9 protein-coding genes are annotated in these 12,185 nt (G+C 71.2%); 5 read left to right on the top strand and 4 right to left on the bottom strand.

Features of this window, described 5'->3' with window-relative positions; translation table 11 throughout:
* Positions 1–111 precede the first annotated feature (111 nt).
* The gene (locus tag ACTWQF_RS27005; RefSeq protein ID WP_443282294.1) at positions 112–3,267 is read left to right on the top strand and encodes a sacsin N-terminal ATP-binding-like domain-containing protein; all 3,156 of its coding nucleotides are present in this window, start codon (positions 112–114) and stop codon (positions 3,265–3,267) included.
* A 96-nt stretch (positions 3,268–3,363) separates the two neighbouring features.
* Here ACTWQF_RS27005 and ACTWQF_RS27010 read toward each other — a convergent pair whose 3' ends face one another.
* A complete protein-coding gene (locus ACTWQF_RS27010; protein ID WP_443282295.1) occupies positions 3,364–4,713 on the bottom strand; it encodes a hypothetical protein in 1,350 nt (449 codons plus the stop codon).
* A gap of 272 nt (positions 4,714–4,985) precedes the next feature.
* Between ACTWQF_RS27010 and ACTWQF_RS27015 the strand changes: the two genes are divergently transcribed.
* A complete protein-coding gene (locus ACTWQF_RS27015) occupies positions 4,986–5,222 on the top strand; it encodes a hypothetical protein (RefSeq protein ID WP_443248208.1) in 237 nt (78 codons plus the stop codon).
* A 94-nt stretch (positions 5,223–5,316) separates the two neighbouring features.
* Here the strand turns inward: ACTWQF_RS27015 and ACTWQF_RS27020 are convergent, their stop codons facing one another.
* Both ACTWQF_RS27020 and ACTWQF_RS27025 read right to left on the bottom strand, forming a co-directional pair.
* Positions 5,317–7,689: an HAD-IC family P-type ATPase gene (locus ACTWQF_RS27020; RefSeq protein WP_443282296.1), complete on the bottom strand. Its 2,373-nt coding sequence runs from the start codon at positions 7,687–7,689 to the stop codon at positions 5,317–5,319.
* A 97-nt stretch (positions 7,690–7,786) separates the two neighbouring features.
* Positions 7,787–8,047 carry a DUF2530 domain-containing protein gene (locus ACTWQF_RS27025; protein ID WP_443282297.1) on the bottom strand — a complete coding sequence of 87 codons (261 nt, stop codon included), beginning with the start codon at positions 8,045–8,047 and terminating at the stop codon, positions 7,787–7,789.
* 265 nt (positions 8,048–8,312) lie between these two features.
* Between ACTWQF_RS27025 and ACTWQF_RS27030 the strand changes: the two genes are divergently transcribed.
* Positions 8,313–9,791, top strand: a complete 1,479-nt coding sequence (locus ACTWQF_RS27030) for an NCS2 family permease (protein WP_443282298.1) — start codon at positions 8,313–8,315, stop codon at positions 9,789–9,791.
* Here the strand turns inward: ACTWQF_RS27030 and ACTWQF_RS27035 are convergent.
* On the bottom strand, positions 9,784–10,029 hold the full coding sequence (locus tag ACTWQF_RS27035; RefSeq protein ID WP_443248212.1) for a hypothetical protein: 246 nt from the start codon (positions 10,027–10,029) through the stop codon (positions 9,784–9,786). The two genes, ACTWQF_RS27030 and ACTWQF_RS27035, sit on opposite strands and share 8 nt — an antisense overlap.
* A 286-nt stretch (positions 10,030–10,315) precedes the next feature.
* Here ACTWQF_RS27035 and ACTWQF_RS27040 point away from each other — a divergent pair, with 286 nt between their 5' ends.
* Positions 10,316–10,693 carry a MarR family winged helix-turn-helix transcriptional regulator gene (locus tag ACTWQF_RS27040; RefSeq protein WP_229376035.1) on the top strand — a complete coding sequence of 126 codons (378 nt, stop codon included), beginning with the start codon at positions 10,316–10,318 and terminating at the stop codon, positions 10,691–10,693.
* Between the two features lie 33 nt (positions 10,694–10,726).
* Positions 10,727–12,127: an MFS transporter gene (locus tag ACTWQF_RS27045; RefSeq protein WP_443282299.1), complete on the top strand. Its 1,401-nt coding sequence runs from the start codon at positions 10,727–10,729 to the stop codon at positions 12,125–12,127.
* The last annotated feature ends 58 nt before the right edge of the window (positions 12,128–12,185 follow it).

Here is a 12,185-nt window from a genome sequence, read left to right on the forward strand (position 1 = left end):
CGGGATGACGCCGCGGGACGGCTCCGTCCCGCCGTGCCGTAACCTTCCCTCTCGCCGTGGCAACGGGGGCCAAGGGGAGGACGGCATACGAGCGTCGAGGAGGCCGGTGGCGTGAGGGACACGTTCGGGACCGAGCGATTGCGGCACAGTGTGCTGGAGGCCTGGAAGGCGGCCGGCGCGCGTTTCCGTGAGGACGCCAACGCCGAGCAGGACCTGGCGCTGGGCGGCTACCGCGACCGGCTGGTGGTGGAGCTGGCACAGAACGCCTCGGATGCCGCGGCCCGCGCGGGCGTGGCAGGGCGGCTCCGGCTCACCCTCGCCGGCTCCACGCTGACCGTCGCCAACACGGGGGAGCCGCTGGACGCCGCGGGCGTCGAGTCGCTGTCCACGCTGCGCGCCTCCGCCAAGCGCGCCGAGGCCGACCAGGGCGCAGTGGGCCGGTTCGGCGTCGGCTTCTCCGCGGTGCTGGCCGTCACCGACGAGCCCGCCGTCACCACCTCGGGGGGTGACGGTGTGCGCTGGTCGCTGGCCGAGGCGCGCGAGCTGACCCGGCAGGCCGCCGCCGCCAGCCCCGAGCTCGCGGAAGAGCTCGACCGGCGTGAGGGGCACGTACCGCTGCTGCGGCTGCCGCTTCCGGCGCCGTACGAGGAGTCCGTCGTGCCGTCCGGCTACGACACCGCCGTACTGCTCCCGCTGCGCGACGAGGCGGCGGAATCGCTGACGCGGCGGCTGCTGGCGGCCGTGGACGACGCGCTGCTGCTCGCGCTGCCCGGCCTCACCGAGGTCGTCATCGACACCGGCGAAGGCCCGGCCCGCACCCTCACCCGGCACGAGGAGGGCCCGTATGTGCGGATCGAGGACTCCGCGACGGGCACCACCCGGTGGCGGCTGGCGGGCGACAGCGGTATCGCCGAGCCGGAGCTGCTCGCCGACCGGCCGGTCGAGGAGCGGTCCCGGCCCACCTGGTCGGTGACGTGGGCGGTACCGGTGGACGACGAGGGCGCCCCCACCAAGCCGCGTACCGCCGCGTCTCTGCACGCGCCGACACCCACCGACGAGCCGCTGGGCTTCCCCGCGCTGCTGCTGGCCTCCTTCCCGCTGGAGCCCACCCGGCGCCATGTGGCGCCGGGGCCGCTGGCCCGTTTTCTGCTGGCCCGCGCCGCCGACGCCTACGCCGCGCTGCTGCGTGACTGGCGGCCGGTGGCCACCAGCACTGTCGATCTGGTGCCCGGCCCGCTCGGGGCCGGCGAACTCGACGCCGAGCTGCGCGCCCTGGTGCTGGAACGGCTCCCGGACGTCCCGTTCCTGGCGAGCGCGGTCACCGGGAGCCAGGCAGAGGGCGCTGCCGAGGAGCCGTACGCGCTCCGGCCGCGCGACGCCGAGATCGTCGAGGGTGCGGGGGCCGCGACCGTCGATGTGCTGGCCGAACTCTTCCCGGGCCTGCTGCCCGCCGGGCTGGAGCGCCGCACCGAGCTGCGCGTGCTGGAGGTGCCCCGCGTCCCGCTTGGCGAGGCCGTGGACCGGCTCACCGGCGTCGAGCGGGAGCCGGGCTGGTGGTGGCGGCTGTACGACTCCCTCGCGGGCGTCGACCCCGAACGGCTGACCGGGCTGCCGGTGCCGCTGGCCGACGGCCGGACCGCGGTCGGGCCGCGGCATGTGCTGCTGCCGCTGCCGGACGGTGCCGCTGCGCCCGACCAGCTTGTCCGCCTCGGGCTGAAGGCCGCTCATCCGGACGCCGTACATCCGCTGCTGGAGAGGCTGGGCGCCACCCCCGCCACCTCGCGTGCCGTGCTGACGACCCCGCAGGTGCGCGCCGCGGTCGCCGCGTCGCTGGACGCCGAGGAGGCGTGGGACGACGGCGTGGACGGTGCCGCTCCGGACCCCGACGAGCTGATCGACACCGTCCTCGGCCTCGTCCGGGACGCGCACCTCGCGCCCGGCGACGAGCCGTGGCTCGGCGCCCTGGCGCTGCCCGACGAGGACGGGGAGCCGACGCCCGCCGCCGAACTGGTCTACCCGGGCTCCCCGTTCGCGCGCGTACTGCGCGAGGGCGAACTGGCCATGTGCGATCCGCAGCTGGCCGAACGCTGGGGCGAGCAGCCGCTGACGGCTGTCGGCGTGCAGACGGACTTCGCGCTGGTCCGCGCCGAGGACGTGGTGCTCGACCCGGACGGCTTCGAGCCCCGGGACGGCGACTACCCCGAGCCCGACGACCCCGGTCTGCTGGACTCGGTGGACGTGTGGTGCGAGGACGTACTGGACCAGCTGGAAGTCGACGGCCACACCGACGATGCCGCAGGCTCCGTGCCGCCCGTCGCGGTGGAGCTGGTGGCAGTACGCGATCTCGACCTGGTCGACGACGCGCACTGGCCCGAGGCCCTGGCGATGCTGGCGCGCCCGCCGCTGCGGGACGCGCTGACCGCGCCGGTACGGGTGCGGCTGGGCGACGGCACGGTCACCGACGTACGCCCCTATACCGCCTGGTGGCTGCGCGGCCACCCGGTGCTGGACGGCCGCCGTCCTGCGGGACTGCGCGCGGCCGGGGGCGACCCGCTGCTGCGTGGCCTGTACGAGGAGGCCGACCCGGGAGAGGTCACCGACGAGCGGGTGCTGCGCGCGCTCGGCGTCCGTACGACGGCCGCCGCACTGCTCGCGGAGCCTGGCGGTCCCGCCGAGCTGCTGAGCAGGCTGGCCGACCCGGAGCTCCCGGTCGACCCCGCCCAACTGCACGGCCTCCACACCCTGCTGGCCACCGCCGGGCTCGATCCCGCCGAGGTCACGCTGCCCGACGAGCTGCGCGCGGTGCGGGAGGGGACGACGGTCGTGGTGGACGCGGCCGAGGCGCTGGTCGCCGACTCCCCTGACGCCCTCCCCCTGGTGGCGGGCCGAGCGCTGCTGCCGGTGGCTCCGCCGTACGCCGACGAGCTGGCCGGCCTGCTGGAGGTACGGCGGGCGAGCGAGGCGGTCGCCCATCTGGTGCCCGGGTCGGCGGGCACCGAGCGTGCGGTGCCCGCCGTGGTGCGGGAGCTGCTGCCGGGCGCCCCGGACCACTACCGCGAGCACGAGGAGCTGCGGATCGGCGGGGTCGACCTGGACTGGCGCCGCACCCCCGACGGCACCCTGCACGCCGCCACCCTGGAGGGCCTGGCCTCGGCGCTCGCCTGGTCGGCCGGTGCCTGGCCGCGCCGCTTCGAGGTCACAGCGCTGCTGGAGGACCCTGCGCGGGCGGCGGAACTGGCCGCCGCCCGCTGGTTCGACGCTCCGTAAGGGGCGCGCCCCAAAGGGGAGCGGGGGCTGTATTCGTACGCACCCGCAGACCGCAAACATCGGGCAGGGGCAGGTGCTTACCGGACGATGACAGCGTCAGCCCTTCGTGCTGTAGATCGCGACCAACGGGTTGGGCCCGTTCGTGGCGCGCTCGCTCACATCGTCCTGGCCCAGGTACAGCCGCCCCGCGGAGTACAGCTCACGGGAGTCGCCGATCTCGAACGCTTCCTCCGTCTCACTGGCGGAGCCCGCGTTCTGCATGAGCTGCTTCTTCTTCATGCTGCGGGGGTCGATCTGCCACACCCCGCCGCCCTGTTCGTTGAGGGTGTCGGCCTGGTTGTATGCCAGCACGTTGCCGCTCTTGTCGAGCCCGATCGGCCACATCTCGCCGACGTCGGAGCCCTCGACGTGCCCCTTCTGCTTGCCCGTCCGCAGGTCGAGCGCCACCAGGTCGTTGTCCGCATCCGAGTCGGCCTTCAGCGGCTTGTCCGTACCCACGTACAGGGCGTTGGCCTGCTTGCTGACCGCGACGTTCTGGCAGTCGGTCGAATTGGTGGCCGGGCAGTCCACGTTGTACTTGCCGTACTTCCCGCCCTTGACCGGCATGGTGGCAAGCACCCGGCCGCGTGCTGCGCGGTCGTCCACGGACAGGAACTTCGAGACGCCGGAGCCGCCCTGTGCCTTGCCGTCGTCGACAGCCAGCACCAGCGGGTCGGCGGAGACCACGACTGCGTTCTCCGACCCCGCCGGCAGCGCGAGGGTGGAGGTGGCGGCCCGGGTGCGGGGGTTGATGGTCTGCACCTTGAGCTTGGGATGGTTGGTCGTGCCACAGTCGCGGACCGCAATGAGCTTGGTCTCGCTTCCGGCGTACCCGTCGGCCGGGCAGCGTTCGTCGGACGACGGGGCCCACAGCGGCTTGCCGCCGATGGTCCAGCCCGCGCTGACGTTGGTGCCGGATGCCGCGACGGTGCCGTTGCCGATGGCCACCTCGTCGAACATCTCGGCGGAGCCGTCCTCCATCGCCTGCCGGTGCCAGCGCATCTTGCCCTGGTTCAGATCGACGACGCCGACGTTCTTGCAGAGTTCCTCGCTGTCCTGATAGATGACGGCTATCAGGCCGTCCTTCGTCGGCTCGGGGGATGTCCAGCAGGTCTCGCCGGTCAGGGGGACCGTCCAGGTGGGCTTTCCGCCTTCGACCGGATAGCCGACGATCTTCTTCAGATCGGCCTTGGCGAAATTCTTGTCGGTCAGCCACATCCCTTTGGCGTGGGCCAGGTCGGACACCTTGGCCATCGGCACCTTGTGCGCCAGCTTGGCCTCGGGAGCGGAGTCGGCGGCCGAGGCGTCGCCGCCCCCGTCGCCGGTGTCGTCCGGACCGCAGCCGGTGACCGCGAGGGCGATCGAGAGGGCTGCGGCGGCTAGGACCGCAGTACGGGAGCGGGACATCTTAATTCTCCTCGGGGGAATCATGGAATCGGTGTCGCGAATTCTTGCCGCATCGCGCGTAGATTTTCAACTTGGCTTTTCTTTCCGATGGTTCAGTTCAATTGTCCGGCAGATAATTTCCAGAATTACGGGGCTTGAATTCTCGGGAGCTGCCCCTCCAACGGGTGCGCCCGGCTGGCTGAGGCGGGGTCCGGGCCGGGGCGCGCGGGGTAACGATGTGCTCGCTCAGCACCCGATCCGTGCTGGCTCAGCACCCGATCCAAGGAGAGTCCATGCCCGTCTGCGAGGTCTGCGACAACGACTACCCCCACACCTTCGAGGTCCGCGCCGCGGGGCAGGTGCACGTCTTCGACTGCCTGGAATGTGCGGCCCACAAGATGGCGCCCGTGTGCGAGAACTGCGGCTGCCGCATCCTGGGGCACGGCATGGAGTCGAAGGGCCACTACTACTGCTGTGCGCACTGCGCCCGCGCCCAGGGCCGCACCGAGCTGGCCGACAGCGCGCCGTAAACATTCCGCAGGCGCTCCCGGAAGCGACTCGGGAAGCGGCTACGGAAGCGACTTACGAAAGCGCCTCCCATGGGCGAGGCACGTGGCCGGGAAGCTACGCGGGGAGCTTCCCGGCCGCCCGGTGCCACGCGATCTCCAGCAGTACGCCTGCCCCGGCCGCGACCGCCACCGCCGTCCACGGCAGCACCGCGCCGGCCAGCTTCAGCGCGAAGAAGTGCTGGAGCGGCGGTGCGGCCAGCACCGCCAGGAACCCCGCCCCCATCGCCAGCACCAGCCCCACCCGCCACCAGGTGTAGGGCCGCGCCACGATGGCCAGCACCCACATCGCGATCAGGAACAGGGTCAGCGTCGCCGCACTGGTCTCGGCGGTCAGCGAACCGGGCCCGCTGTAGTGGTGCCGCGCCAGCAGATACGTACCGAAGGTGGCGGCGCCCGCGATGAGCCCGCACGGCAGGGCGTAGTGCAGCACGCGCCGTACGAAGTGCGGCCTGGCGCGCTCCCGGTTGGGCGCCAGCGCCAGGAAGAAGGCCGGGACGCCGATGGTGAGCGAGGACAGCAGTGTCAGATGGCGGGGCAGGAAGGGGTAGGGCACCTGCCAGCAGACGACCAGCAGCGCCAGCAGCACCGAGTAGACGGTCTTGGTCAGGAACAGGGTGGCGACCCGCTCGATGTTGCCGATGACCCGGCGGCCCTCGGCGACCACCGACGGCAGCGTCGCGAAGCTGTTGTCCAGCAGCACGATCTGCGCGACGGCCTTGGTCGCCTCGGAGCCCGACCCCATGCACACGCCGATGTCGGCGTCCTTGAGCGCGAGTACGTCGTTGACGCCGTCGCCGGTCATCGCCACGGTGTGCCCGGACGACTGGAGCGCGCCCACCATCTCCCGCTTCTGCTGCGGGGTGACGCGGCCGAAGACCGTGGCCTCGGCCACCTGCCGGGCGCGCTCCTCCTCGGCCGCCGGCAGTTCGCGGGCGTCCACGGGGTGTTCGGCGCCGGGCAGCTCCAGCCTGGCGGCCACGGCGCCCACGGAGACCGCGTTGTCGCCGGAGATCACCTTCGCCCGTACGTTCTGCTCGGCGAAGTAGCCCAGCGTCTCGGCGGCGTCCGGGCGCAGCCGCTGTTCGAGGACGACGAGCGCCGTGGGCCGTGCACCGTGCGCGGCGCCGCCCTCCCTGCCGTCTCCGTCGAGCCGGCCCGCCGCCCGGGCCAGCAGCAGCACCCGCAGCCCCTCCCGGTCCAGCCGGTCCACGTCGGCGAGCACCGGGTCGCCCTCCGCGAGCAGCACATCGGGCGCGCCCAGCAGCCAGGCGCTGTGCTCGCCGTCCGGCTCGGCGAAGGCGGCACCGCTGTATTTGCGGGCCGAGGAGAAGGGCAGTGTGTCGGTGGGCTGCCAGCGGCCGGTGCCGTCCGGCATCGGCGGATACGCCTCGACGATGGCCTGAAGGCTGGCGTTCGGGTTCGGCTCGGCGGCACCGAAGGCCCGCAGCACCTGGGCGACGCGCGCCTCGTCGGCCCCGTCCAGCGGCCGTACCTCGGTGACGTCCATACCGCCCTGGGTCAGGGTGCCGGTCTTGTCCAGGCAGACGACGTTCACCCGCGCCAGGCCCTCGATGGCGGGCAGCTCCTGGACGAGGCAGTGCTTGCGGCCCAGCCGGATGACGCCGATGGCGAAGGCCACCGAGGTCAGCAGCACCAGCCCCTCCGGCACCATCGGCACGATGCCCGCCACCATCCGGCGCACCGCCTCGTCGAAGTCGTTGTTCTCGACCACGAGTTGACTGAGCACCAGGCCGACCGCGGCCGGGAGCATCATCCAGGTGATGTACTTCAGCAGCCGGCTGATGCCGCCGCGCAGCTCGGAGTGGACGAGGGAGAACCGGCTGGCCTCCTCGGTGAGCCGGGCCGCATACGCCTCTCGGCCCACCTTGGTCGCGGTGAAGGCGCCGCTGCCGGCGACCACGAAGCTGCCGGACATCAGCTGGTCGCCGGGGTGTTTGAGGACCGGTTCGGCCTCGCCGGTCAGCAGTGACTCGTCCACCTCCAGGCTGTCGGCCTCCGCGACCTCGCCGTCGACCACGCACTTGTCGCCGGGCCGCAGCTCCACCAGGTCGCCGAGGACGATGCGGTCGGTGGGGACCTCGACGCTGCGGCCGTCCCGCCGCACCCGGGGGCGGGCCTCCCCGATGACGGCCAGGTTGTCCAGGGTCCGCTTGGCACGCAGCTCCTGGACGATGCCGATGCCCGTGTTGGCGATGATCACGAAGCCGAAGAGGCCGTCCTGGATCGGACCGACCACGAGAATGATCAGGAACAGTACGCCGATGATCGCGTTGAACCGGGTGAAGACGTTCGCGCGGATGATGTCGGCGGCGGATCTGCTGTTGCGCGGGGGAACGTCGTTGACCTCACCGCGCGCGATCCGTTCGGACACCTCGGCGCCGGTGAGACCTCCGCCCGTGTTTGTCATGTTTCGACGGTACGGGGCGGCTGCGCCTCCGTCGGGGGTTGCACGCCGTGGGCGCGTGCGCTGCGCCGGAGCCGAGCAGCGGTCGGCCGCCGCCTGGTCAGTCCCCCTGCGCTTGCTTGATCGCCTTGTCCCGCGCTCTGACGTACCAGATGCCTACGCAGCCCAGGGCCGCGCCCGCCGCGCAGGTCCACAGCCACCAGGTGTGACCGTGGTCGGCGAACCAGTCGTAGAAGGGGAGTTGGACCAGAAGCAGGACGAGCCAGACCAGCGTGCCGGTGATGACGGTGGCGACGACGTTGCCCTCCAGCGGCTCGGGCGCCTCGCGCTCCCCGCTGGTCCATCTGTCCATGAGGCTCATCGCCGGCTCCCTCGTCTGTGACCTTTCCCCGGCTCCAGCCTAGCGAGGCGGTGCCGATGAGCTGCGGGCGGAGTTGGCGATCACCCCGTTCGGTTGCTCATACTGACCCGGGCTGGATATGGCCGGTTTTTCTGGGGGCACCCCCTGCTCGAAGAGCTCGGGGGAAGATGGCCCAAGCTGATCCAGTCGCTCAGCCACCGCCGTCTGAGCCCGCACGTCCTCGTACGTATCCGTACGTACGCCCCGCACATCTCCGAGGTCACGCATGTCCGCTTCGGCCGGCCCGGTCGATTCCGAGGGAGCCCCGCAGGGGGCCCCGCCCGCTTCCCCGTCCGTACTGGACCGCTTTTTCCAGATCTCGGAGCGCGGCTCGACCGTGAGCCGGGAGCTCAGGGGCGGACTGGCCACGTTCTTCGCGATGGCCTACATCATCGTGCTGAACCCGATCATCCTCGGAGCGGGCGAGGACAAGTTCCACCACCACCTCGACAACGGTCAGCTGGTGACGGCCACCGCGCTGATGGCCGGGCTCACCACTCTGCTGATGGGCGTCATCGGCAATGTGCCCATCGCGCTCGCCGCCGGCCTGGGCATCAACGCCGTCGTCGCGCTCCAGCTCGCCCCCAGGATGAGCTGGCCCGACGCCATGGGCATGGTGGTGCTCGCCGGGATCGTGCTGATGATCCTGGTCGCCTCGGGTCTGCGGCAGCGGGTGATGGACGCCATCCCCAACGGGCTGCGCCGTGCCATCGCCATCGGCATCGGCCTGTTCATCTCGCTGATCGGCCTGGTCGACTCGGGGTTCGTCACCCGCAACCCGGACAAGGCGCACACCAGCGTCCCGCTCGGCCTCGGAGTGGACGGCCGGCTCCAGGGCTGGCCCGTGCTGGTGTTCGTGCTCGGGCTGGTGCTGATGTACGTGCTGACGGTGCGGAAGACACGGGGCGCCATCCTCATCGGCATCGTGGTCACGGCCGTCGTCGCCATCGTGATCAACGCCGTGGCCGAGATCCCCGACGCCTCCTGGGGCCTGTCGGTGCCCGAGGTGCCGGACTCGGTGGTGGGCAGCCCGGACTTCGGGCTGATCGGCGACATCAGTCTGTTCGGCGGCTTCCACGAGGTGGGGTGGCTGACCGGCTGTCTGTTCGTCTTCACGGTGCTGCTGTCGGGCTTCTTCGACGCGATGGGCACGATCATCGGCGTGGGCGAGGAGAGCGGGCTCGCCGACGACCAGGCGCACGGCCAGCTGCCACGGATGGGCCGCATCCTGTTCCTGGACGGCGTCGGGGTGGCGGCCGGCGGGGTCGGCTCCTGCTCGGCCAACACCTGCTTCGTGGAGTCCACCGCCGGTGTCGGCGAGGGCGCGCGCACCGGCCTGGCCAATGTGCTGACCGGCGGGCTCTTCCTGCTCGCCCTGATCTTCACCCCCCTCGCGAAGGTCGTGCCCTCCCAGGCGGCAACCCCCGCGCTGCTGGTCGTCGGGTTCCTGATCATGGCGTCGAACGTGCGGGAGATCGACTGGGGCGACTCCACCGTCGCCATCCCGGCCTTTCTCACCATCGTCTCGATGCCCTTCACCTACAGCATCACCAATGGCATCGGCATGGGCGTGATCGCCTTCATCGTGCTGCGGGCCGCGGCCGGGCGGGCACGGGAGACCCCCTGGCTGCTGAACGTGGTCGGGCTGTGCTTCCTCGTCTATTTCCTGCTGAACCCGATCGAGCAGCTGCTCGGCGTCAAGTAGTGCCCTGGGTGGCCGAGCGGCCGTAGAACTGCTCGGTCCGCTCGACGGACGCCTTGAAGCGCTCGTCGAAGTCGTCGCGAACCAGCGTCCGGACCACATAGTCCTGGACGCTCATTCCACGTTTGGCGGCGTGGCCGTTCAGCCGCTCGAAGAGGGCGGCCTCTATCCGCAGGCTGAGCACCTGCGACTCGGGCTGCTCGTGATGGTCGTTGTCGCACGGCGGAGTCAGGCTGTTCATACGACAACGGTCCCGAACCCACCCCGCCCGCTGTCCGGCGAACGTCTCCTGACTCACTCGTACGTGTGAGCCACTGCCAGGTGAACGCAGTGGTCTTTAGGCCGGGTAATGAGTTACCCTAAGGATTATGTCGGAACAGCTCCCCGCTCCGCGGTTCGCGGACGGACCCCCACCGGGTGCGCTCGGCGGGCTCGACCCGTTCGAGCCGGTCGGCGAGGCCGGCGCAGGTGACCAGGACCTCGCCGAGCTCGACAAGGAAGCCGTCAACGCGCTCCGTGCCGCAGTGATGCGCCTCTCCCGGCGGCTGAAGCACCAGCGCGTCGACGAGTCGCTGAGCCCCACGGAGATGTCCGTGCTCGGCACCCTTGCCCGCTGCGGCTCCGCCACCCCCAGCGAGCTGGCCCGCAAGGAGCATGTGCAGCCGCCGTCGATGACGCGCATCGTCGCGATGCTGGAGGCCAAGGGGCTGGTGCGGCTGGACGCACACCCCGAGGACCGCCGGCAGAAGGTGGTCACCCAGACCGAACAGGCCGAATCCATGCTGGCCGCGGCCCGCGAGAAGCGGAACGCCTGGCTGACCGAGCTGGTCCAGGAGCTGGACGAGGACGAGTGGGCGACGCTGCGCGCCGCCGCACCGGTGCTGGAGAAGCTGGCACATCTGTAAGGAGCACGAACCGGAACAGGAGGCGACGCCGCTTTGAGTACGGGCCACGGAGCACACTCCGCACCCGCACCATCCATAGCCGACGACAACAAGCCACACGACCAGGGGCCGCAGGGTCAGCGGCCGACCGGCCAGGACACCGGGTCCGGCGCCGCCGCCAAGCCCTCCATGTTCAGCTCCCTGAAGATCCGCAACTACCGCCTCTTCGCGATGGGGCAGGTCGTCTCCAACACCGGTACCTGGATGCAGCGCATCGCCCAGGACTGGCTGGTGCACAGCCTCACCGGCTCCTCCACCGCCGTCGGCATCACCACGGCGCTCCAATTCCTTCCCATGCTGCTGTTCGGGCTGTACGGCGGCGTCATCGCCGACCGCTGCCCCAAGCGCAAGCTGCTCTTCGTCACCCAGTCGGCCATGGGCATCATCGGCCTGGTGCTGGCAGCGCTCACGCTGAGCGGAAACGTGCAGGTCGCGCACGTCTATGCGCTCGCCTTCGCGCTCGGTCTGGCCACCGTGGTGGACAACCCGACCCGGCAGACCTTCGTCTCGGAGATGGTCGGTCCGGCGCAGATACGCAACGCCGTCTCGCTCAACTCCGCGAACTTCCAGAGCGCCCGGCTGGTCGGTCCGGCCGTCGCAGGCGTACTGATATCCGCGGTGGGCGGCGGCTGGGCGTTCCTGATCAACGGCCTGTCCTTCGGTGCACCCCTGATCGGCCTGCTGCTGATGCGTACCTCCGAACTGCACACCAGCAAGCGGGTGGAGCGCGGCAAGGGCCAGCTGCGCGAGGGGCTGCGCTACGTGGGTGGGCACCCCGAGCTGCTGTGGCCGATCGTGCTGGTCGGCTTCATCGGCACCTTCGGCTTCAACTTCCCCATCTGGCTGACGGCCTTCACCAGCGACGTCTTCGACGCGGGCGCCGGCACCTACGGCACCCTCAACTTCCTGATGGCCGTCGGCTCGGTGGCCGGCGCACTGCTTGCAGCCCGGCGCGGACAGTCGCGGATGCGGCTGATGGTCGGCGCCGCGCTGGTCTTCGGCGTACTGGAGATCTTCGCCGCACTCTCGCCCTCGTACTGGCTGTTCGCCGCGCTCATGGCGCCGATCGGGCTGGCGGGTCTGACGTTCAACGTCACCGCCAACTCCAGCGTCCAGCTCGCCTCCGACCCGGCGATGCGGGGCAGGGTGATGAGCCTGTTCATGATGGTCTTCGTCGGCGGCACCCCGATCGGCGGCCCCCTCATGGGCTGGATCACCGACACCTGGGGCGCGCGTATCGGATTTGTCGCCGGGGGCGTCATCTCCGCCGTCGCGGCCGTCGCTGTCGGCTTGGTGCTCGCCCGCCTCGCCGGGCTGCGCCCGGTGCTGAGCCTCCGGCGGGGGGAGCCGCTTGTCCGCTTTGTTCGCCGCGCAGAGGTGACGGAGGCCGCGTAGCCCTGGTGCGGCGCCGTTGCCGGGTGCGGGCCGGGTTGTTGTCACCCCCCCTCCCCCC

The organism is Streptomyces sp. 8N114 (assembly GCF_052245835.1).
GTDB lineage: Bacteria > Actinomycetota > Actinomycetes > Streptomycetales > Streptomycetaceae > Streptomyces.